The organism is Micromonospora sicca (assembly GCF_003172935.1).
Classification (GTDB): domain Bacteria; phylum Actinomycetota; class Actinomycetes; order Mycobacteriales; family Micromonosporaceae; genus Micromonospora; species Micromonospora sicca.
Genome location: NZ_QGKS01000494.1, coordinates 12,821 through 33,826 on the forward strand (window position 1 = coordinate 12,821; position 21,006 = coordinate 33,826).

The 21,006-nt window shown below is 74.7% G+C and carries 18 protein-coding genes and 2 pseudogenes; 13 read left to right on the plus strand and 7 right to left on the minus strand.

Going from position 1 to position 21,006, the window contains the following annotated elements; genetic code table 11:
* Positions 1-101 precede the first annotated feature (101 nt).
* The 4 genes from DKT69_RS35905 to DKT69_RS35915 all read right to left on the minus strand — a co-directional run bounded on the left by DKT69_RS35905 (position 102) and on the right by DKT69_RS35915 (position 2,284).
* Positions 102-476, minus strand: a complete 375-nt coding sequence (locus tag DKT69_RS35905; RefSeq protein ID WP_109805804.1) for a hypothetical protein — start codon at positions 474-476, stop codon at positions 102-104.
* Positions 477-636: 160 nt separating this feature from the next.
* Positions 637-765 carry a hypothetical protein gene (locus DKT69_RS40790; protein ID WP_255420264.1) on the minus strand — a complete coding sequence of 43 codons (129 nt, stop codon included), beginning with the start codon at positions 763-765 and terminating at the stop codon, positions 637-639.
* Between the two features lie 9 nt (positions 766-774).
* Positions 775-1,677 (minus strand): hypothetical protein, encoded by a 903-nt coding sequence (locus DKT69_RS35910; RefSeq protein WP_109805805.1) that lies wholly within the window; start codon positions 1,675-1,677, stop codon positions 775-777.
* Between the two features lie 13 nt (positions 1,678-1,690).
* Complete coding sequence (locus DKT69_RS35915; protein WP_109805806.1) at positions 1,691-2,284, minus strand: hypothetical protein; 594 nt, start codon at positions 2,282-2,284, stop codon at positions 1,691-1,693.
* Between the two features lie 298 nt (positions 2,285-2,582).
* On the opposite strand from DKT69_RS35915, the pseudogene DKT69_RS41305 reads away from it, so the two are divergent.
* The 9 genes and pseudogenes from DKT69_RS41305 to DKT69_RS35955 all read left to right on the plus strand — a co-directional run.
* Positions 2,583-2,715 (plus strand): annotated as a pseudogene (locus DKT69_RS41305) (hypothetical protein); the annotation flags it as partial.
* A gap of 24 nt (positions 2,716-2,739) precedes the next feature.
* A pseudogene (locus DKT69_RS35920) lies at positions 2,740-3,198 on the plus strand (catalase); the annotation flags it as partial.
* A gap of 235 nt (positions 3,199-3,433) precedes the next feature.
* The gene (locus DKT69_RS35925; RefSeq protein ID WP_109805807.1) at positions 3,434-5,776 is read left to right on the plus strand and encodes a sensor histidine kinase; all 2,343 of its coding nucleotides are present in this window, start codon (positions 3,434-3,436) and stop codon (positions 5,774-5,776) included.
* Positions 5,776-6,198: a roadblock/LC7 domain-containing protein gene (locus DKT69_RS35930; protein ID WP_109805808.1), complete on the plus strand. Its 423-nt coding sequence runs from the start codon at positions 5,776-5,778 to the stop codon at positions 6,196-6,198. Before DKT69_RS35925 ends, DKT69_RS35930 begins: the two co-directional genes overlap by 1 nt.
* Complete coding sequence (locus DKT69_RS35935; RefSeq protein WP_109805829.1) at positions 6,188-6,577, plus strand: DUF742 domain-containing protein; 390 nt, start codon at positions 6,188-6,190, stop codon at positions 6,575-6,577. The genes DKT69_RS35930 and DKT69_RS35935 overlap by 11 nt, the downstream gene beginning before the upstream one ends.
* Positions 6,558-7,160, plus strand: a complete 603-nt coding sequence (locus DKT69_RS35940; protein ID WP_109805809.1) for a GTP-binding protein — start codon at positions 6,558-6,560, stop codon at positions 7,158-7,160. Before DKT69_RS35935 ends, DKT69_RS35940 begins: the two co-directional genes overlap by 20 nt.
* A 113-nt stretch (positions 7,161-7,273) precedes the next feature.
* Positions 7,274-8,311 carry a lactonase family protein gene (locus DKT69_RS35945; protein WP_201750033.1) on the plus strand — a complete coding sequence of 346 codons (1,038 nt, stop codon included), beginning with the start codon at positions 7,274-7,276 and terminating at the stop codon, positions 8,309-8,311.
* Positions 8,312-8,498: 187 nt separating this feature from the next.
* Positions 8,499-10,250 (plus strand): VWA domain-containing protein, encoded by a 1,752-nt coding sequence (locus DKT69_RS35950; protein WP_109805811.1) that lies wholly within the window; start codon positions 8,499-8,501, stop codon positions 10,248-10,250.
* Between the two features lie 208 nt (positions 10,251-10,458).
* Positions 10,459-11,943: a sugar transferase gene (locus DKT69_RS35955; protein ID WP_109805812.1), complete on the plus strand. Its 1,485-nt coding sequence runs from the start codon at positions 10,459-10,461 to the stop codon at positions 11,941-11,943.
* A gap of 42 nt (positions 11,944-11,985) precedes the next feature.
* On the opposite strand, the gene DKT69_RS35960 is transcribed toward DKT69_RS35955, so the two are convergent.
* The gene (locus DKT69_RS35960; RefSeq protein ID WP_109805813.1) at positions 11,986-13,116 is read right to left on the minus strand and encodes a PP2C family protein-serine/threonine phosphatase; all 1,131 of its coding nucleotides are present in this window, start codon (positions 13,114-13,116) and stop codon (positions 11,986-11,988) included.
* Between the two features lie 95 nt (positions 13,117-13,211).
* Between DKT69_RS35960 and DKT69_RS35965 the strand changes: the two genes are divergently transcribed.
* Complete coding sequence (locus tag DKT69_RS35965; RefSeq protein WP_109805814.1) at positions 13,212-13,742, plus strand: MarR family winged helix-turn-helix transcriptional regulator; 531 nt, start codon at positions 13,212-13,214, stop codon at positions 13,740-13,742.
* A 57-nt stretch (positions 13,743-13,799) separates the two neighbouring features.
* Here DKT69_RS35965 and DKT69_RS35970 read toward each other — a convergent pair whose 3' ends face one another.
* Positions 13,800-15,059 carry an ROK family transcriptional regulator gene (locus DKT69_RS35970; RefSeq protein ID WP_109805815.1) on the minus strand — a complete coding sequence of 420 codons (1,260 nt, stop codon included), beginning with the start codon at positions 15,057-15,059 and terminating at the stop codon, positions 13,800-13,802.
* 48 nt (positions 15,060-15,107) lie between these two features.
* Between DKT69_RS35970 and xylA the strand changes: the two genes are divergently transcribed.
* From xylA to DKT69_RS35985, 3 genes are all read left to right on the plus strand, one after another.
* A complete protein-coding gene (gene xylA / locus DKT69_RS35975) occupies positions 15,108-16,295 on the plus strand; it encodes a xylose isomerase (protein ID WP_109805816.1) in 1,188 nt (395 codons plus the stop codon).
* Positions 16,296-16,306: 11 nt separating this feature from the next.
* Entirely contained in the window at positions 16,307-17,767 is a 1,461-nt protein-coding gene (gene xylB / locus DKT69_RS35980; protein WP_109805817.1) for a xylulokinase, read from the plus strand.
* A gap of 64 nt (positions 17,768-17,831) precedes the next feature.
* Positions 17,832-19,244: an MFS transporter gene (locus DKT69_RS35985; RefSeq protein ID WP_109805818.1), complete on the plus strand. Its 1,413-nt coding sequence runs from the start codon at positions 17,832-17,834 to the stop codon at positions 19,242-19,244.
* Positions 19,245-19,331: 87 nt separating this feature from the next.
* Here the strand turns inward: DKT69_RS35985 and DKT69_RS35990 are convergent, their stop codons facing one another.
* Positions 19,332-20,987 carry a glycoside hydrolase family 13 protein gene (locus DKT69_RS35990; RefSeq protein WP_109805819.1) on the minus strand — a complete coding sequence of 552 codons (1,656 nt, stop codon included), beginning with the start codon at positions 20,985-20,987 and terminating at the stop codon, positions 19,332-19,334.
* Positions 20,988-21,006: the final 19 nt, after the last annotated feature.

A 21,006-nucleotide genomic window follows, 5' to 3' on the forward strand; every position in this document is an offset into this window, starting at 1 on the left:
GGCAGGTTCCCCGGGCCCCTGATCCGACCGTCCACCGGTCGGGCCAGGGGCCCCGCCGTGTCCTCCGCCCGGGTCGGCTCGTTCGGACACCCGGAACGTGCTCAGGGGACGGTCTTCTCGATCGCGGCCCGGCCCAGCTCGGCCAGGTCCCGGCGGGCCCGCTCCAGGTTCTCCGGGGTGAGGTCCTGGCCCCGGGCCATCACCAGGTCCTCCGGTTCCCACGGCTGCTCCGCGCCGGTACGGATGTTGTCCCCACCCGCGCCGGTGCCGGTTCCGGTGGCCCCGGTGCCCGCCGCGTACGGGTCACCGAGGAGGTCCGGGGATCCGGTGTCGGGCACCGCGCCGTCGGGCTCGGTGAAGACCGGATTGTCCCGGTCGGCGCCGCCACCGGTTCTCAGCTGCGGCACCGTGCTGTCGTCGTCCACCGCGGCGGCCACCTCGGGGCTCTCCTCCAGCGGTCGGTCACGATCGCTCATGCTGCTGCCCTCCTGTCCGCAGACGCGTTCCCTCGTCTCGCGTACCCCGTCCGGACCGGGCCATGCCGGGAAGGTCAGATCTCCCGGGCCTCCTCGGTGGCCGGCGGCTCCGCCGGGCGCAGCCACTGCCAGAGGACCATCAGGAGGCCGAAGACGAGCATCACCGCCCGGCCCAGAGGTTGATCCGCACCCCATGGGCCTTGTCGATCTCGGCCGCCGAGTCGAAGAGCCTGACCAGGCCGAACCGCGAGACGGCGGCGCCCCGGCCGGTGACCGGCCGGGGCGCCACGGGTGCCGCTCAGCGGCCGAGGACGCGGTCGAGGAAGTCCCGGTAGCCGCGGACGGCGATGCGGAGCTGCTCGGTGTCGGCCGAGCCGGCGTCCTGCCAGCCGCCCAGCTTGGTCTTTTGCGCTTGCAGCGCGGCGGAGAGGGCCTCGATGGCCTCCTCGACCAGCGACTGCGCCTCGCCGACCGCGGCCCGCGGGTCGTCCACGAAGCGGAGCTGGACGTCCCGCCAGCGGGTCCGGAAGCCCTCGGCGGTCTCCGGTTCGAAGAGCGTGGCGGCGTCCGCCGGCACGGCGCCCGGGGCCGGCCGGGCCGCCCCGGCGAGGCCCGCCCCGGCGGCGGCGCCGGCCGCCGCGGTGCCGCTGTCCGGGTCGACCATCGTCGGCTCGGCGCGGCCGTAGCCCGCCGCGCCGGCGGCCACCGCGTCGTCCCGGTCGCTCGGATGTGCGGCCGCCCACCGGTCTGGGTCGTGCAGCCGGTCGCCGGCCGTCGGGTCGGCCCGCTCGTCGTCGAACGCGTCGGTCCGCCCCGGGGCGCCGTCGCCCGGCCGGGCGGTGTCCTCGCCGCGCGGGTCCCGTTCGTCCTCCGGCCGGCCGCTGGCCATCGCCGAGGCGGCCACCGCGTCACTGACGGTGGTCGCCCCGAAGGCGGTGGGCAGCGGCGCCGGCTCGTGGAACTCGGGTCGGCCGGCCCGGTCGGTGTCGGCCGCCTCGCCGTCCGGGTCCCGGGCGCCGGCCACGGCCGGGTCGTCGAAGGTGCCCCGGTCGTCCAGCGCGTCCTCGGGTACGTCGGCCCGCCCTGCCCGGTCGGGCCGGTCGCCGTGCGGGGCGTCATCGCCTGGCGGCGGCACCGCGACCGGCGCGGATCGTACGGCCTCGGGGTGGTCGTTCGTGACCTGCTGCTCTTCCTGGCGCATCGCGGCAGCCTCCTCAGCGGCTCGTGGCGTCGTGCGGGTGGTCGGGGCGGCGCTGCGCCGGCGGCTGGTGCCCGACCGGGTCCTCGCCGAGCAGATCGGCGAAGAGGGCCCGGTAGTGCACGACCGCCTGGCGGAGCTCCTCGGTGCTGGTCTCGCCGCGCTCGGTGCGCAGCCGGATCTCGTGGGCGTCCCGGTAGTGGGTCAGGGTGCGGGCGTGCTCGACGGAGAGATGGGCGATCTGGTCGGAGAAGTCCCCGGTGGGGTACCCACGCTCGGCGATCAGCCGGCTGACCAGCTCGTCGGCGTCGCCCACGGTCTCGGCCGGGGAATCGACGAAGCGGACCTGGAGCTCCTCCCAGGCGGCCGCGTACCGGGCCCGGGACTCGGGCTCCAGCGGGGTGAGTTCGAGTTCGGCGTGCCGGCGCTCCCGGTCCCGCAGCTCCCGCTCGGCCGCGCTGCGGCTGTCCCGCTCGGCGACCACCCGGTCGTACTCGGGGCCGAAGCGCTGCCGGAGCGAGCGGCGGCGGGCCGCCAGCACGGCGACCGCGGCCAGCGCCGCGAGCACCAACACGACGATGACTGTGACGACTACCTGCGTGGGCGACATGGCTCCTCCTTCGCCCGCTGGTATTCCCTCCGCCCACTGATCGCCAATCCCGATCCGGGGGACTTTCCTGGCCGATCGCCCGCCCGGGCCCTCGCCGGGCATGGCGAGGCCCACCGACCACCCGTCCCACAAACTTGACTCATTCCGGAAAACGCCCTTGGGTGGGGTGATGCCGGTCGAGTCCGACGCCGAACGCCTCCGTGCGACCAGGCTGCGCGTGACGCCGACTGCTGCGCCGGATCGCCCCGGCCGGCGGCCCCGCCCGGTTCGAGCCGGGCGGCCGATCAGGAGGAGAGCGATGAGCGACCAGGCCGGGAAGCCGATCCTCACCACCCGTCAGGGCCACCCGGTCCACAACAACCAGCAGCAGCGGACGGTCGGCTCACGCGGCCCGGCGACGCTGGAGAACTACCACTTCCTGGAGAAGATCAGCCACTTCGACCGCGAGCGCATCCCCGGAGCTGGACTTCGACCCGCTGGACGACACCAAGACCTGGCCGGAGGACGTCTTCCCGCTGCGCCCGGTCGGCGTGATGACGCTCAACCGCAACGTCACCAACTTCCAGAACGAGAACGAGCAGATCGCCTTCGGCGCCGGCGTGCTGGTGGACGGGCTGGACCTCTCCGACGACAAGATGCTGGTCGGCCCGACGTTCTCCTACTCGGACACCCAGCGCTACCGGGTCGGCCCGAACCACCTCCAGCTGCCGATCAACGCGCCGCAGGAGGACGTCCAGGTCAGCACCAACCAGGACGGTGGCCAGATGTCGTACCACGTGGACAATCGGGGCGGCGGCCCGCACATCAACTTTGAGCCGTCCTCAGTGGCGGGCCTGCGGGAGGCCGACGACTCCTACCGGGGGGCGTACGGCCGCCGGGTCGCCGACGGCCTCGGCATCTCGGTCAACGCCTGACCCCCACGCCGGCCACGAGCGCCCCGCCGGTCCGTCCGGCGGGGCGCTCGCCTGCGAACGGTGTCCACAGCGGAGCATCCCGGACAGTAGTGATCGGCGAGACGGCCGGTAGTGCATCCGCCGGGGATTACGTATCCTGCCGAAGGTGCCCGAGCCGGGGCCCGGCGCCGTCGCCGGGTGGCACGCCCGGCCGGCGCCGGCGCGACCCCTGCGACACCTTCCGGGCGAGGTCTGATTGAACACCCGCGACTGGCCGATCCGCGCCAAGTTGACCGCGCTGGTCATCGGCCCGGTGACCGCGCTGCTGGCGCTCTGGATCTTCGCCACCACGCTGACCTTCGGCCCCGCCCTCGACCTGCTCGCCGCCCGCACCCTCCTCTACGACCTCGGCCGCCCCGGCGAGGCCGTCGTCGCCGAGCTGCAACGGGAACGCCGGCTCTCGGTGGTCCAACTCGCCGGCGACACCACGCTGCCCGCCCTGGCCGAGCAGCGGCTGCGCACCGACCGGGCCGTCGCCGAGCTGCGCCGCCGGGTGGCCGGGGACGACCTGCGCGACGCCGCCGACGACCTGCTCGACACCCGGCTCGACCAACTGGTCGCCGCGCTGGACGCGCTGCCCGCCGGCCGGGGCTTCATCGACGGCCGGAAGGTGGACCGGTCCGGCGCGGTCGGCCTCTACAGCGGGATGATCTCCTCGGCCTTCCAGGCGTTCTCCGCCATGGCCATGCTGCCGGACACCGAGCTCAACCGGCAGGCGCTGGCGCTCACCGCGCTCGGCCGCTCCCGGGAACTGCTCGGCCAGGGCGACGCGCTGCTGGCCGGCGCGCTGACCGCCGGCCGGTTCGCCGAGGGCGAGCACGACCAGCTCGTCCGGACCATCGACAACCAGCGGTTCCTGGCCGAGGCCGCAGTGGCCGACCTGCCCGCGCCGGAACGGACCGCGTACCGGCGGCTGACCGAGGGAGAGGCCTTCGTCCGGCTGAGCGCCCTGCAGGACGCGCTGATCCGCGCCGACGGCCTGCCGCCCCGGCTCGACGTCCGCAGCTGGGAGTCCAGCCAGGCCGCGGTGCAGCAGGGCCTGCGCGCGTTCGAGCTGAGCGGGGCCGACAAGCTGGCCGAACGCTCGGTGCCGATGGCGATCGGCATCCTGGTCCGGCTGGCCGCCGCCGGGGTGCTCGGTCTGCTCGCCGTCGTGGTCTGCGTGCTGGTCGCGCTCCGCGTCGGCCGGTCGCTGGCCGGCCGGCTGACCGGCGTCCGTACCGCCGCCCTGGAGATGGCCGAGCACCGGCTGCCCGACGTGGTCGCCCGGCTGCGCCGCGGCGAGGAGGTCGACGTCGCCCGGGAGGCGCCCGAGCTGGACCACGGCGGCGACGAGATCGGCCAGGTGGGGCACGCCTTCAACGAGGTGCGCCGGACCGCCGTCCAGGCCGCGGTCGACGAGGTCACCCTGCGCCGGGGCCTCAACGAGGTCTTCCTCAACCTCGCCCGCCGCAGCCAGGGGCTGGTGCACCGGCAGCTGGCGCTGCTGGACCGGCTGGAGCGGCGCACCGAGGACCCGGACGAGCTGGCCGGCCTCTTCCAGGTCGACCACCTCGCCGCCCGGCTCCGGCGGCACGCCGAGGACCTGGTCATCCTCGCCGGCGCGGCGCCCGGCCGGGGTTGGCGCAACCCGGTCGCCGCGGTCGACGTGATCCGCGGCGCGATCTCCGAGGTCGAGTCGTACGACCGGGTGGACGTCGGTGTGGTGCAGCCGGCCGGCGTGCTGGGCCGGGCCGTCGGTGACGTGATCCACCTGCTCGCCGAGCTGATCGAGAACGCCACCGTCTTCTCCCCGCCCGGCACTCGGGTCGACGTCTCCGGGCAGGTCGTGCCGAACGGGTACGCCGTCGAGATCACCGACCGGGGACTGGGCATGTCCCCGCGGGTCCTCGAGGACGTCAACCGCAAGCTGGCCCGGTCGCCGGAGTTCGACCCGGCCGACAGCGCCCGGCTCGGCCACTTCGTGGTGAGCCGGCTCGCCGCCCGGCACGGCGTACGGGTCCAGCTCCGGCCGGCCACCCCGGCCGGCACCACGGCGGTGGTGCTCATCCCGGCCGACCTGGTCACGGACGAGCCGGCCGTGGGACCGGCCGGCCCGGAGGCCGCGGCGGCGACCGGCGACGACCGCCGGATGGCCAAGGTGACCCGGCTGAACTCCCTGCCCCGGCCGAGGTCCACCCGGCCCGGCCGGGAACGGCCCGAGTCGGCCACCCCGGTGGTGCCCTTCATCGCCGGCCGCGGCTCCTCGGTCGAGGTCGCCCCGGACGGCGACGGCCTGCCCCGACGGGTCCGTCGCCGCGGGCCGGCGGCGCGTCCCCGGCCGGCGGTCGCCGACGCCCCGGCCCACCGACCGCCGGAGGAAGCCCGCCGGACGATGTCCGCGCTCCAGGCCGGCACGGCCCGCGGTCGCCGGGACGGCGCGCGGGCGACCGCGAACCCGGCCGCGCCGACCGCCGACACCGCTTCCGATCCGGCGGCCGGCGCCGCCCCGCCGACGCCGGCTCCGGAACCGCCTACCGCAACGGAGAGGGACGCCTAGTGGTGCACACGACGAGGCAGAACGTCGATCTCGACTGGTTGCTCGACGAGCTGGTGGGGCGGGTGCCCGCCGCCCGCCAGGCGGTGGTGCTGTCGGCGGACGGGCTCCTGCTCGGCGCCTCGGCCGAGCTGAGCCGCAGTGACGCCGAACACCTCTGCGCCCTGGCCTCCGGCTTCTCCAGCCTGGCCAAGGGGGCCACCCGGCACCTGGCGGGCGGCGCGGTGCGGCAGACCGTGGTGGAGATGGAGTCCGCGTACCTGTTCGTCACCGCCGCCGGGCAGGGCGCCTGCCTGGCGGTGGTCAGTGACGCCGACGCCGATATCGGCCTGGTGGCGTACGAGATGGCGATGCTGGTCATCCGGGTCGGCGAGAACCTCACCGCCCCGCCCCGGACGGCGTTGGGTGCGGCCGATGCGGGCTGAGTCGCCGGGGCCGCAGCACGAGTGGCTGGACGCCGCCGCGGGTCCGGTGGTCCGCCCGTACACCCTCACCGGCGGCCGGGTCCGACCCGCGGTCGAGGGCTTCGACCTGGTGGCGTTCGTGCTGGCCGCGCCGACCGCCGATGCCGCCGGGCACCCCGGGCTGCAGCCGGAGCACCGACGGCTCGTCGAGCTGGCCCGCCGGCCGGTCGCCGTGGCCGACCTCGCCGCGGACCTGGACCTCGCCGTCGGCGTGGTCCGGGTGCTGCTCGGCGACCTCCTCGCCCGCGGCCTGGTCGCGGTGCACCGGCCGCCGACCGCCGCACACCTGCCCGACGACAACATCCTCAAGGCGGTGGTCAATGGACTCCGTGCGCTATGACCGGGAGGGGTCCGGTCAGCGGATCCCGTTGGCCCTGAAGATCCTCATCGCGGGTGGCTTCGGGGCCGGCAAGACGACGCTGGTGAGCGCGTTGAGCGAGGTCCGGCCGCTGCAGACCGAGGAGGTCCTGACCGGGGCCGGCATCGGCACCGACGACGTCTCCGGTGTGGAGCAGAAGTCGACCACCACGGTGGCGATGGACTTCGGCCGGATCACCATCAACGAGGACCTGCAGGTCTACCTCTTCGGCACCCCCGGCCAGGACCGGTTCTGGTTCCTCTGGGACGAGCTGGCCTTCGGGGCCCTCGGCGCCGTGGTGCTCGCGGACACCCGTCGGCTGGCCGACTGCTTCCCGTCGATCGACTATTTCGAGCAGCGCGGTATCCCGTTCGTGGTGGGGGTGAACTGTTTCGACGGGGCCCGCCGGTTCAGCCTGGAGTCGGTGCGCGACGCCCTCGACCTCGACCCGGACGTGCCGCTGGTGCTCTGCGACGTCCGGGACCGGCAGTCCGGGAAGCTGGTGCTGATCTCGTTGGTCGAGCACGTCGCCCGGCAGCGCGGCGAGCCGGTGCCGGTGGCCTGACCCGGCGGGCCGCGCCCGGCCGCCGATTTGGTCCCGGGAATCAGGGCTGAACCGCCGGCTTCCCGGGAAGCCTCTGGTTGGATCGACGGAGGAAGCGGCGGAAGGTGGGCTTGGTGACCGGGCAGGCGACGATCGTCCACATCGGTGGCTACACGGCGGAGAGCGGCGGCCGGGCGGCCGGGATCGTCGCCGCCCGGCGCGATCCGGCGTCGGGGGAGCTGACCCCGCTGGGCACCGCCGTGGTCACCGCGTCGCCGTCGTTCCTGGTCCGGCACCCGGCGCTGCCCGTGCTGTACGCGGTCAACGAGCTGGCGGAGGGGCAGGTCAGCGCGTTCCGCGCCGCCCCGGACGGTGACCTGAGTCCGCTCGGGGTCCAGCCGACCGGGGGCGCCGAACCCTGCCACCTGGCGGTCGCCCCGAGCGGGCGGCACCTCTTCGTGGCCAACTACGGCGGCGGTAGCGTGGCGGTCTTCCCGCTCGACGCCGACGGCGTGCCGGGGGAGCGCAGCGACCTGGTCCACCACGAGGGGCACGGGCCGGACCCGGAGCGGCAGGAGAAGGCGCACTGCCACATGGTCTCGCCGGACCCGGGCGCCGGGCCGCTGCTCGCCGTCGACCTGGGCACCGACTCGGTCTACCGGTACGACCTCGACGTCGCTTCGGGCCGGCTGGTGCCCCGGGCCCCGCGGCTGCGTACGCCGGCCGGGACCGGGCCCCGGCACCTGGCCCGGCACCCCGACGGACGGCGCTGCTGGCTGGTCGGCGAGCTGGCCGCGACGGTCACCGGGTACGACCTCACCGTCGACGGCGCGCTGCACCAGCGCGAGCGCCTGGACGCCAGCGGGCGGACCGGGTACGTGCAGCCCAGCGAGGTCGCCGTCGGGCCGGACGGCCGCTTCCTCTACGTCGGCAACCGCGGGGTCGGCACGATCGCGGTCTTCTCGGTGGCCGACGGGTCGCCGCGGCTGGTGGCCGAGGTCGACACCGGCGGGGAGTGGCCCCGGCACTTCGCACTGACCGGGGAGCACCTCTACGTGGCCGACGAGCGGGCGGACATGATCAGGATCTTCCGGGTGGACCCGGACACCGGGGTGCCGACGGCGGTGGGGGAACCGGTGCCGGTGGCGAGCCCGACCTGTGTCCGGCCGTAGTCGGACGCTCACCGAAGCGACTCAACTGACTGTCCGTAGTGGATTTCCGCCACACCGGATGACTGACTGCTCACTCATGGTTGCGGTTTTGCGATCAACTGTTTCTTCTGCGTAACTTTCAACCGAACGGTTGTGGCAGTAACCCCACGAGATACGCAAGATGGTCACCGTGTCTGGCCGCCATCGCATGCGTTCAAGCCTTCGTGGGGCAGGTGCCGCCGTTGCGGCAACCGTGCTCGTCGTCGTCGTCGGTTCCTGGTTCGGTTACCAGCAACTGGCGGGGCCGTCCTGCTCCGGACGGATCCAGCTGTCCGTCGCGGCCGCCCCGGAGATCGAACCCGCCGTCAAGGCGGCCGCCGACCAGTGGGTCGCCGACGGGGCGGCGGTGGGGGGCACCTGCATCGGCGTGAACGTCTCCTCCTCCGAGCCGGTCGACGTGGCCGCCGCCGTGGCGAGCAAGCACGGCGCGACGCTGGCGGGTGTCGGGCAGGCCAGCGGCACGGCGGTCACCCCCGACGTCTGGGTGCCGGACTCCTCCACCTGGCTGCTGCGGCTGAAGAACGGCGGCGCCACCGCCTTCGCCCCGGCCAACGGCGCCTCGATCGCCCGCAGCCCCGTGGTGGTCGCCATGCCCGAGCCGGTAGCCACCCGGGCCGGCTGGCCGGAGAAGAAGTTCAAATGGACCGACCTGCTCGCGCAGGTCACCACCGGCAAGTCGCCGCTGCACGCCGGCATCGTGGAGCCGACCCAGGACGCGGCCGGCCTCTCCGGCCTGCTTTCGCTGACCGCGGCCGCCAGCTCCACCGGCTCCCCGGGGTCGCCGGACGCGCAGGAGGCGATGGTGGGCGCGCTGCGGGCGCTGGCCACCAACCGGTCGTCGATAAGGCAGGACCTCCTCGCGCGGTTCCCGCGTTCCTCCGACCCGACCGCGATCGCCAACGGACTGGGCGCCGCTGCGCTCTCCGAAGAGGACGTCATCGCGTACAACCAGACCAAGCCGCCGATCCAGCTCGCGGCCCTTTACCTCGATCCGCCCCCGATGCCGCTGGACTACCCGTTCGCGGTGCTGCCGGGTATCGAGCCGGCCAAGGGGTCGGCCGCGAAGGTGCTCTTCGAGGTGCTCACCGCCCCCGGCTTCCGCAACCGGCTGGCCGCGCAGGCGCTGCGCTCGCCGGACGGCAACTGGGGTGCGGGGTTCAAGGCACCGCAGGGCGCGCCGAGCCCGGCGGGCGGCGGGGCCACCAGCGCGCCGACCGGTCAGGGCGCGGCGGCCGGCCTGGATCCGGTCGCCATCGCGAAGGCCACCACCACCTGGGCGGCCGCCACCCAGTCCGGCCGCATGCTGGCCGTCGTCGACGTCTCCGGCTCGATGAAGAAGCCGGTGGCGACCGCGAACGGCGCCACCCGGGAACAGGTCACCGTGGCCGCGGCCAGCCAGGGCCTGAACCTCTTCGACGACTCCTGGGCGATCGGGCTGTGGACGTTCTCCACCGAGCTGGTCGGTTCACAGGACTGGCGACCCGTGGTCCCGATCAAGCCACTGTCGAGCAACCGGGGCGCCCTGGCGCGGGGGCTGGCCGGGATCAAGCCGTCGAGCGGCGACACCGGCCTCTACGACACCATGCTGGCCGCCTACAAGGAGGTCCAGAAGGAGTGGGAGCCGGGCAAGGTCAACTCCGTGGTGCTCTTCACTGACGGCCAGAACGACGACAAGAACGGCATCTCCCGGGCGGACCTGCTTCAGCAGCTGAAGAAGATCAAGGACCCGGAGCAGCCAGTGCGGGTGATCATCATCGGTATCGGTACCGAAGTCAGCAGGTCCGAGCTCGAGACGATCGCGAAGGAGGCCGATGGCGTCGCCTTCGTCGCCACGGACCCGACCAAGATCGGTGAGATCTTCCTGCAGGCGATCGCGGCCCGCCCGCCCGCGCCCCGCTGATCCGCCACTCAGCGAGAGGGTTCCGCCGTACCGGGAGAACCGGTACGGCGGAACCCTTCCCGGCCCACGCGGGCCGGGAAAACTGACGGCAATACGTCCGAAGCAATCGGCGTCCATAGTTATCCAGGCAAGATGTCGGAGTGCTCCGCCGCCGGTCCCGATCGGGACCGACCGGCCGGAGCCGTCCTGAGCGAAACGGGGAGGGCCGGTGACCTCGGCGACACTGTTGACCCCCGCCAGGACCCCGTCGCGGCCGAGGGGCGACCGCCCCGGGCCGGCGGCGCGTGCCGACGAGCGGGCCTACATCCGACTCCTGGCGGTGCTGGACACCGCCGTTCTGGCGGTGGCCATCCTCGTCGGATACGTCGCTCGCTTCGGCGACGAGGAACCCAGCGGTTCGGAGATCCCGTACGTCGTGGTCGCCCCCGGCCTGCTGCTGGCCTGGCTGATCTCACTGCGTGTGCTGCGCTGCTACGACGACCGGGTGCTCGGCTACGGGGCCGACGAGTACCGGCGGGTCAGCTCGGCGAGCCTGCGCCTGGCCGGTGGCATCGCCATCACCGGCTACATCGCCGATGTCGGCGTCTCCCGCGGCTTCCTGGCGATCTCCTTCGCGGTCGGCACGGTCGGGCTGGAGGTGGCCCGCTTCGCCGCCCGCAAGCGGCTGCACCGCGCCCGCGACCGGGGCACCGGCTGGAGCCGCAAGGTGCTGGTCGTCGGCGACACCGCACACGTGCTGGAGCTGGTGCACACCCTGCGCCGGGAGCCGTACGCCGGCTACCACGTGGTCGGGGCGTGCATCCCCGACGCGCTGCTCGCCCCGGTGCCGCAGCGGCTGGGCGACGTGCCGGTGGTCGGCTCGTTCCGGGGCATCCCCGAGGCGGCCACCGCCATCGGCGCGGACACCGTGGCGGTCACCGCCTCCGGCGAGCTGACCGCGACCCGGCTGCGCCGGCTCGGCTGGCAGCTCGAGGGGACCGGGGTGGACCTCGTCGTCGCCCCGGCGCTCACCGACGTCGCCGGTCCCCGCATCCACACCCGGCCGGTTGCCGGCCTGCCGCTGATCCACGTGGAGGCCCCCGAGTTCCGGGGCGCCCGCAAGCTGGTCAAGGGTCTGGTCGACCGGTCCCTGTCGTTCGTGGCGCTGACCCTGCTGCTGCCGCTGCTGGTGGTGATCGCGCTGGCCATCAAGCTGGGCAGCCGGGGGCCGGTGCTGTTCCGTCAGACCCGGGTCGGTCAGGGCGGCGAGGAGTTCGGCGTCTTCAAGTTCCGCACCATGGTGGTGAACGCCGACGCCCTGCTGGCCGAGCTGGCCGCGCGCAACGAGACCGACGGCCTGATGTTCAAGATGCGCGACGACCCCCGGGTCACCCGGATCGGCCGGCTGCTGCGCAAGTGGTCCCTGGACGAGCTGCCCCAGCTGGTGAACGTGCTGCTCGGCCAGATGAGCCTGGTCGGCCCGCGCCCGCCGCTGCCCTCCGAGGTGGCCCGGTACGACGGCGACGTGGCCCGGCGGCTGCTGGTGAAGCCCGGCATGACCGGTCTCTGGCAGGTCAGCGGCCGGTCCGACCTGAGCTGGGAGGACGGCATCCGGCTCGACCTCTACTACGTGGAGAACTGGTCGCTCGCCGCCGACCTGACCATCCTCTGGAAGACGTTCGGCGCGGTGGTCAACAGCCGCGGCGCGTACTGAGCCACGGGCCCCGGCGAGTCGACGCCGGGGCCGGCGCTCCGGTCAGGGCTGCGGCCCGAGCCAGTCGAGGCAGACCACCACGGCGTCGTCCACGAGGTCGCCGGCGACGAACGCCCGCAGGTCGCCGAGCAACGACCGGACCGCGTCCAGCGGCTCCATCGGCCCGGTACGCCGCAGGAAGCGGTCCAGCGCCGTCTCGCCGTACCGGACCTGCTGCCCGGTCGCGTCGACGACGCCGTCGCTGACCACGAAGAGCCGGTCGCCGCGGCGCAGCTGGAACTTCTGCTCCCGGTAGTCCGTGCCCTCGAACATGCCCAGCGGGAACTGCTTCTCCAGGACCTGCTCGCTGACCTCGCCGTCGCGCAGCAGCACCAGGCGCGGCGATCCGGCGTCGACCACGGTGAGCAGTCCGGACGCCAGGTCCAGCTCGAGCAGCAGTGCGGAGAGGTGCTGGGCGCCCCGGTGCAGGGCGTAGATCGCCTGGTCGGCCAGGGCGGCCTGGTCGGCCAGGCCCAGCTCGGCCCGGCGGCCGTTGCGCAGCGCGTGGGTGCCCAGCGAGGTCAGCATGGCGGCGGCCACCCCCTCGCCCGAGCCGTTGATCACCGAGAGCAGGAGCCGGTGGCCGTCGTCGGACCAGTCGAAGCTGTCACCCCGCACCGCGTACGCCGGTTCGAGCTGCCCGGCCAGCCTGAACGACGGGCGGATCCGGCTGCGCCCGGGCAGCAGCTCCCACTGCATCTCGGCGGCGAGGGTGAGTCGCCGGCTGCGCCGCGCGATCAGGTAGATGTCCGTGCTGGGCGAGACGGCGGCCAGTTCGTGCCCGAGCGCGGTGGCGATCGCGTCGAGCTCATGGACGGCGGCCGGGTCGTCCGGCACCGGGGAGAGACGCAACACACCCCGTCGCTCGCCCCGCATGCCCACCGGGAACCAGCCGACCCCGTCGGCGACGATCGGCTCCTGGTGGTCGAAGCACCGCCAGGCCGGGTGGCCCGGGCTGGCGATCGGCTCGCCGCCGGCCAGCGGCAGCAGCTCCGCCAACCGGTAGTCGACCTGGTAGAGCTCCACCCGGGTGATCTGGTACGCCTCTTTGAGCTCGCCGGCCAGCCGGTCGATCAGGAGGTCGGCCGGAGCCTCGGTCAGGGTCCGGCGGGCCAGATCCTCCGGTCCGCTCATCTTTGCTCCTTTGCACAGGTCGATGCCCTGGTGGGGCGGGTAGTCTCGGGCCCACCATGGCCGAAGAAACCGGTCCCTACGGACCAGATGCGAGTATGGCCGCCGCCCTGGACGAGGCGGCGGGCACCCTGCTGGCCGTCTGGGAGGCGGCCCGGGAACGGACCACGAGCCGGCTCTCCAGCGCCCAGTTGCGTGCGGTCATGGTCGTCGAACAGCACGACGGGATCAATCTCCGCCGGCTCGCCACGCTGACGGACATGCTGCTCTCCTCGGCCAGCCGGCTCTGCGACCGGCTGGTCGCGGCCGGGATGCTGGAGCGGGAGCCGGGTCGCTTCGACCGGCGGGAGATCTCCCTGCACCTCACCCCGGAGGCGGTCCGGCTCCTCGCTGAGCTGCGCTCCGACCGCCGGCAGCGGCTGGACCGGGTCCTCACCGCGATGACTCCGGACGGGCGGGAGGCGCTGCTGCGCGGCATGCGCGAGTTCGACGAGAGCGCCCGGCGCCAGGAGCCCACGGCGGTCTCGGAGGCCGGCTGGCCGGTGGCGCAGGGGTCCCGCCGCGAAGAGCCGGCGGCGGAGTGGGCGGGCGACCCGGCCGGTGAGCCACCGGTGGCCCGGACGGCCTGATCCGCCGAGCCCCGCGGCCCGGGTCAGGCGGGCGCCAGGTGGTCGCCCTCGGTGGTCTCAGCCGCTGTGGGCCAGCCAGCCGACCGGCCGGTCCACGATCCGGCGGACCACCGACGCGGCCCCGCCGACGGCCGCGGACCGCGCGCCGAGGGCCGCCGGCCGTACGGTCACCGGGGACCAGGCCGCGGTGAGCACGCGGCGGGAGAGCTCCGCGACCACCGGCGGCCGGAGCCAGGGGGCGAGCGGGGCGTACCCGCCGCCGAGTACCACGGTGTCCAGGTCCAGCAGGTTCACCACACCGGCGACGGCCACCCCGAGCGCGGTCCCGGCGTCCGCCAGCGCGGTGCGGGTGGCCGGGTCGCCGGCCGCGGCGAGTTCCGCCAGCCGGGTCGCGGCGGTGTCCGCGGGCAGGTCCGCGCCGGCCAGTCCGGCCGCGGCCAGGACGACCTCCTGTCCCGCGTACCGCTCCAGGCAGCCGCGGCCGCCGCAGCGGCAGGGCCGTCCCTCGGGATGCACGGGGATGTGACCGATCTCGCCGCTCCAGCCGCGCGCGCCCCGGTACAGCCGTCCGTCGAGGACGATCCCGGCGCCGATCCCGATCTCGCCGGAGATCTGCAGGAAGCTCGCCGACCCGGGCGGACCGGCGTGCAGCTCGCCGAGGGCGGCCAGGTTGGCCTCGTTCTCCACCACCAGCGGTGGCACCCCGTCGACCGGCTCGGTCAGCCGGTGCCCGGCGAGCAGCGCGGGCACGTCCACGTCCCGCCAGCCGAGGTTGGGGGCGAGCCGGACCAGGCCGCCGGCGTCGACCAGGCCCGGCACGGCGAGGGCCGCGCCGGCCAGGGTCAGCCCCTGCCGTGCGGCCGCGGCGCGGGCGTCGGCGGCGAGCGCGGCGAGCCGGGCCAGCGCGTCTGCGGGGGAGACGGGGCGCAGGTCGGCGCGGCGCACGACGTGGTGCCGGACCGTGCCGGCCAGGTCCACCACACAGGCCGCGAGGTAGTCGACGTTGACCTCCAGGCCGAGCCCGGCCGGGCCGTCCCCGGCCAGCACCAGGCCGCGGGCGGGCCGGCCGGCGCCGGTACGCGGCGCGGGGCCGGCCTCGGCCACCAGCCGGCCGCCGATCAGGTCGTCGACCACCGCGGAGACGGTGGCCCGGGTGAGGCCGGTCTCGGCCGCGATCTCGGCCCGGGAGGGCGGCCGGTCGGCGGTGGCGATCCGGCGGAGCACGACCGCGAGGTTGAGCTCGCGGAGGCTGCCCTGCCGGACGGCGCCGGCGGTGCTGGGGCTGGTCACCCCTTGACAGTGCCACACGGCGATCATTTAATTCAACCGTTGAACAAATTGCGGCGACACCATCGGAGGTCTGCCATGGCACCCCGTCCCACCCCCGCCGACAAGTTCTCCTTCGGTCTCTGGACGGTGGGCTGGCAGGCCCGCGACCCGTTCGGCGACGCCACCCGGCCCGAGCTGGACGCGGTCGAGGCGGTCCACCGGCTCGCCGAGCTCGGGGCGTACGGGATCACCTTCCACGACGACGACCTGGTCCCCTTCGGCGCGGACGCGGCCACCCGCGACGCCCGGCTGACCCGGTTCCGCAAGGCGCTCGACGAGACCGGCCTGGTGGTCCCGATGGTCACCACCAACCTCTTCACCCACCCGGTCTTCAAGGACGGCGGCTTCACCAGCAACGACCGCGACGTCCGCCGCTACGCGCTGCGCAAGGTGCTGCGCAACGTCGACCTCGCGGCCGAGCTGGGCGCCCGCACCTTCGTGATGTGGGGCGGCCGGGAGGGCGCCGAGTACGACCTGGCCAAGGACGTCCGCTCGGCGCTGGACCGCTACCGCGAGGCGGTCGACCTGCTCTGCCAGTACGTCGTCGACAACGGCTACCAGCTGCGCTTCGCCCTCGAACCCAAGCCGAACGAGCCGCGCGGCGACATCCTGCTCCCCACCGTGGGGCACGCGCTGGCGTTCATCTCCACCCTGGCCCGCCCCGACCTCGTCGGGCTCAACCCCGAGGTCGGCCACGAGCAGATGGCCGGGCTGAACTTCGCGCACGGCATCGCCCAGGCGCTCTGGCAGGGCAAACTGTTCCACATCGACCTCAACGGCCAGCGCGGCATCAAGTACGACCAGGACCTGGTCTTCGGCCACGGCGACCTGCTCAACGCGTTCGCCCTGGTGGACCTGCTGGAGCACGGCGGTCCCGACGGGGGTCCCGCGTACGACGGGCCGCGGCACTTCGACTACAAGCCCTCCCGCACCGAGGACATGACCGGGGTGTGGGCCTCGGCGGCGGCGAACATGCGGACGTACCTGCTGCTCAAGGAGCGGGCCGCGGCGTTCCGGGCCGACCCCGAGGTGGCCGAGGCCCTCGCGGCCAGCAAGGTCGGCGACCTGGCCACGCCGACGCTGAACCCGGGCGAGGGCCACGCCGACCTGCTCGCCGACCGCACCGCGTTCGAGGAGTTCGACGTGGACGCCACGGCCGCGAAGGGCTTCGGCTTCGTCCGGCTCAACCAGCTCGCCGTCGAGCACGTGCTCGGCGCGCGCTGAGGCGGGTCGCCATGCCGCTCGTCGCCGGGGTCGACTCGTCCACCCAGTCCTGCAAGGTCGTCATCCGGGACGCGGAGACCGGCGCGCTGGTCCGGCAGGGCCGCGCGCCGCACCCGGGCGGCACCGAGGTCGACCCGCGGGCCTGGTGGGACGCCCTGCGCGCGGCCGTCGAGGCCGCCGGCGGGCTGGCCGACGTCGCCGCCGTCTCGGTCGCCGGCCAGCAGCACGGCATGGTCTGCCTGGACGAGGCGGGGGAGGTGGTCCGGCCGGCGCTGCTGTGGAACGACACCCGGTCCGCCGACGCCGCCCGGGACCTGGTCGAGGAGGCCGGCGGCGACGGGACCGGCCGCCGGTTCTGGGCCGAGGCGACGGGCAGCGTGCCGGTGGCCAGCTTCACCGCCACGAAACTGCGGTGGCTGGCCCGGCACGAGCCGGCGAACGCGGACCGGGTGGCGGCGGTCTGCCTGCCGCACGACTGGCTCACCTGGCGGCTGGCCGGCGCCCCCGAGCTGACCGCCCTGCGCACCGACCGGGGCGACGCCAGCGGCACCGGCTACTGGTCGCCACGGACCGGTGAGTACCGCCTCGACCTGCTGGAACGGGCCTTCGGCCGGCGCGTGCGGGTGCCGGCCGTGCTCGGGCCGGCGGACCCGGCGGGGATGCTCGACCCGGCGGCGCTGGGCGGCGGCGCGGGGGCCGGCGCCGCCGGCGTGCTGCTCGGGCCGGGCACCGGGGACAACGCCGCCGCGGCCCTCGGCGTCGGGGCCGGCCCGGGCGACATCGTGGTGTCCGTCGGCACCTCCGGCACGGTCTTCGCGGTGGCCGACGCCCCGGCCGCCGACCCGACGGGCGCGGTGGCCGGGTTCGCCGACGCCACCGGACGGTTCCTGCCGCTGGTCTGCACGCTCAACGCGGCCCGGGTGCTGGACGCCGCCGCCGGGATGCTCCGGGTCGGGCTGGACGAGCTGGCCGAGCTGGCGCTGGCCGCCCCGCCGGGCGCGGACGGGCTGGTCATGGTGCCTTACCTGGAGGGGGAGCGGACCCCGAACCGGCCGCTGGCCACCGGCTCGGTGCACGGGCTGACCCCGCCCAACGCCACCGCCGGCCACCTGGCCCGGGCCGCGGTCGAGGGGATGCTCTGCGCGCTCGCCGACGGCCTCGACGCGCTGACCGCCCAGGGCGCGCGGGCCGACCGGGTCGTCCTGGTGGGCGGCGGGGCCCGGTCGGCGGCGGTCCGCCGGATCGCGCCGCAGGTCTTCGGCTGCCCGGTGGTCGTGCCGCCGCCCGGGGAGTACGTCGCCGACGGCGCCGCCCGCCAGGCCGCCTGGATCGCCCTGGGCGGCGCGGCGCCACCCGAGTGGCCGTTCGTCGACACCCGGGAGTACGCCGCCGACCCGGTGCCCGCCGTCCGTGCCCGCTACGCGCAGGCCCGCGAACGCACCGTCGACCGGCTCGGCGGACCGGAGGAGTGACCCGCCCGCCGCCCCGGTGGGGGTCGTCACCGGGCCGTGATCTGCTCCTGGTTTGCTGCCCGACATGAGCGGCACAAAGATCGCCCGGCGCGGGAACGCGGCCCACCGCCTCTACAGCGTGGTGGTCTTCGTGGTCCTCGCCTCGCTGGACAACGTGGCGATCGGGCTGGTGCCGCCGCTGTACGGGCCGATCTCCGGCGCGCTCGGGGTCCCGCAACGGCTGCTCGGCCTGGTCACCGCGGTGAGCTTCCTGGTCAGCGCGGTGGCCGCGGTCGGCTGGGCGTACGTCGGGGACCGGACCAACCGCAAGCCGCTGCTCATGGTCGGCACGCTGATCTGGGCGGCCGGCACCGGCGGCGGCGCGCTGGCGCAGAACTACCCGACGTTCCTCGCCGCTCAACTCGTCGCCGCGGTCGGGCTGGGGGCGGTCGGCTCGGTCGGCTTCTCCGTGGTCACCGACCTGATCTCGCCCCGCCGCCGGGGCCTGGTGATGAGCTTCTGGGGACTGTCTCAGGGCGTCGGCACCCTGGCCGGCACGCTGACCGGCGGGATCCTCGGCGCCACCGACTGGCGGCGGCCGTTCCTGGTGCTCACGGTGGTCGGGCTGGCCGCCACCGTCGCCTACCTGTTCACGTACGACATCCGGCGCGGGCAGAGCGAGCCGGAGCTGGCCGAGGCGCTCGAGGCCGGCGCCGACTACGACTACCGGATCACCCGGGCCGACCTGCCGCGGATCCTGGCCCGGCGGACCAACCGGTGGCTGATCCTGCAGGGGCTCACCGCGCAGGCCGCGTTCGGTTCGCTGGTCTGGCTGCCGGTGCTCTTCGCCCAGCGGGCCGAGGCGCAGGGCTATTCGACGGCCACCGCCGTGGTGGTGGGCAGCGTCTTCGCCACCCTGTTCCAGCTCGGCGGGGTCCTCTCCATCGTGGGCGGCCTGGTCGGCGACGCGCTGCAACGGCGTACGCCGAGCGGCCGGGCCCTGGTCGCGGCGGTCGGCATCCTCGCGGCCGTGCCGTTCTACCTGGTCCTGTTCTTCGTGCCGATCCGGATCGACGTGCCGGACGGCGCCGGCTCCGGCGCGGTGGTCGCCGCGGTGCTGGCCAGCGTGGTCACCGAGCCCACGGTCGGGCTGAGCCTGCTGACCGCGGTGGTCGCGCTCGCGCTCACCTCGGCCAACTCGCCGAACTGGTTCGCGCTGATCGCCGACGTCAACCCGCCCGAGCACCGGGGCACCGTCTACAGCCTGGGCAACCTGGTCAACGGGGTCGGGCGGGCGGCCGGCAACGGGCTGGTCGGGGTGGCCTTCGCCGGGCTGCGCGCGGCCTTCCCGCCGCCGCTGAACTACGCCGTCGGGCTGGCCGCCTTCCAGCTCTTCTTCATCCCCACCGGCGTCATGTACTGGCTCGCCGCGCGCACCTCACCCGGCGACATCGAGTCGGTGCACGGCCTCCTGCACGCCCGCGCCGACCGCCTCTGACCGCCAGACGAGACGAGGCGGTGCGTCCAGGAACGGACCGGCCCGCCGGCGCCGCTGTGAGGCGGCGGCCGACGGGCCGGGTGGTGGTCAGGCGCGGACCCAGACGGTCGCGTCGGTCGGGACCCGCCCGTCGTCGTCCAGCGGGGCGCTGCAGTGGAGCACCTCGCCGGCCGGCGCCGGGACGGCGGCCGGGCCGAAGTTGGTCAGCACGGTCAGGGCGCCGTTGCGGAAGGCGAGCACCTCGTCGCCGGTGGAGAGCCACTCCAGCGGGCCCCGGGCCAGCCCGTGCTCGCGCCGCAGCCGCAGCGCGGTCCGGTACAGCTCGTACGTCGAGCCGGGCACCCCGCGCTGCCGGTCCAGGGCGTACTCAGCCCAGCTCGGGGGCTGTGGCAGCCAGCTCGCGTCGGTCGGCCCGAAGCCGTACGACGGGGCGTCGGCCTCCCACGGGATCGGCACCCGGCAGCCGTCCCGGCCGCGCTCGGTGTGCCCGCTGCGCTCCCAGGTCGGGTCCTGCCGGGCCTCGTCGGGGAGCGTGGTGTGCTCCGGCAGCCCCAGCTCCTCGCCCTGGTAGAGGTAGGCGGAGCCGGGCAGGGCGAGCATCAGCAGACTGGCCGCCCGGGCCCGGCGCAGGCCGAGCGCGGCGTCGGGCTGCGGGTCGCCGATGCCGATGCCGTTCGGCCGCGGCGCGCCGATCGGCAGCGCGAGCCGGGAGGCGTGCCGCACCACGTCGTGGTTGGAGAGCACCCAGGTGGTGGGGGCGCCGACCGCGTCGGTGGCCTCCAGCGAGCGGGTGATCACCGCGTACTGGGCCGGGGCGGTCCAGGCGGCGAGCAGGTACTCGAAGTTGAACGCCTGGTGCATCTCGTCCGGACGGACGTAGTGGGCCAGCCGCTCGGCCGGCTCCACCCACGCCTCGGCGACCAGGATCCGCTCCCCGCCGTACGAGTCGAGCAGCCGCCGCCACTCGCGGTAGATCTCGTGCACGCCGTCCTGGTCCCACATCGGCGGGCGGGGCTTGTCCACCTCCTGGCCGGAGAGGATCTCGTGCGGCTCCTGCCAGTCGGCCAGGTCGGCTTGCTTGATCAGCCCGTGGGCCACGTCCACCCGGAAGCCGTCGACGCCCCGGTCCAGCCAGAACCGGAGGATGTCCAGGAACTCGGCGCGGACGTCCGGGCTGTCCCAGTTGAGGTCGGGCTGGCCGGTGTCGAAGAGGTGCAGGTACCACTGCCCGTCGGGCACCCGGGTCCACGCCGGCCCGCCGAAGACGCTCTGCCAGTCGTTCGGCGGCTTGGCGCCCTGCGGTCCCTTGCCGTCCCGGAAGACGTACCGCTGCCGCTCCGGACTGCCCGGCGCGGCGGCCAGCGCCTCGGCGAACCAGTGGTGCGCGGACGAGGTGTGGTTCGGCACCAGGTCGACGATGACGCGCAGCCCGCGCGCCTTCGCCTCGGCGATCATCTTGTCCGCGTCGGCGAGGGTGCCGAAGAGCGGGTCGACGTCCCGGTAGTCGGCCACGTCGTACCCGGCGTCGGCCTGTGGGGACGGGTAGAACGGCGACAGCCAGACCGCGTCGACGCCCAGCTCGGCGAGGTGACCGAGGCGGGCGGTGATGCCGGGGAGGTCGCCGATGCCGTCGCCGTCGGAGTCGGCGAAGGAACGCGGGTAGATCTGGTAGATGACGGCCTCGGTCCACCAGCCGGTGGCCGGGCCGCCGGCCGTTTCCTGCTGCGTCACGTCGGTGTTCAGAGCCTTCTCCCCTTGTGTC

Bases quoted from the DNA above. Each gene is read 5' to 3' on its own strand.
- DKT69_RS35905 (WP_109805804.1), bottom strand. From the start codon at position 476: ATGAGCGATCGTGACCGACCGCTGGAGGAGAGCCCCGAGGTGGCCGCC.
- DKT69_RS35910 (WP_109805805.1), bottom strand. From the start codon at position 1,677: ATGCGCCAGGAAGAGCAGCAGGTCACGAACGACCACCCCGAGGCCGTA.
- DKT69_RS35915 (WP_109805806.1), bottom strand. From the start codon at position 2,284: ATGTCGCCCACGCAGGTAGTCGTCACAGTCATCGTCGTGTTGGTGCTC.
- DKT69_RS35935 (WP_109805829.1), top strand. From the start codon at position 6,188: ATGCGGGCTGAGTCGCCGGGGCCGCAGCACGAGTGGCTGGACGCCGCC.
- DKT69_RS35940 (WP_109805809.1), top strand. From the start codon at position 6,558: ATGGACTCCGTGCGCTATGACCGGGAGGGGTCCGGTCAGCGGATCCCG.
- DKT69_RS35950 (WP_109805811.1), top strand. From the start codon at position 8,499: ATGCGTTCAAGCCTTCGTGGGGCAGGTGCCGCCGTTGCGGCAACCGTG.
- DKT69_RS35960 (WP_109805813.1), bottom strand. From the start codon at position 13,116: ATGAGCGGACCGGAGGATCTGGCCCGCCGGACCCTGACCGAGGCTCCG.
- DKT69_RS35965 (WP_109805814.1), top strand. From the start codon at position 13,212: ATGGCCGCCGCCCTGGACGAGGCGGCGGGCACCCTGCTGGCCGTCTGG.
- DKT69_RS35970 (WP_109805815.1), bottom strand. From the start codon at position 15,059: ATGATCGCCGTGTGGCACTGTCAAGGGGTGACCAGCCCCAGCACCGCC.
- xylA (WP_109805816.1), top strand. From the start codon at position 15,108: ATGGCACCCCGTCCCACCCCCGCCGACAAGTTCTCCTTCGGTCTCTGG.
- xylB (WP_109805817.1), top strand. From the start codon at position 16,307: ATGCCGCTCGTCGCCGGGGTCGACTCGTCCACCCAGTCCTGCAAGGTC.
- DKT69_RS35985 (WP_109805818.1), top strand. From the start codon at position 17,832: ATGAGCGGCACAAAGATCGCCCGGCGCGGGAACGCGGCCCACCGCCTC.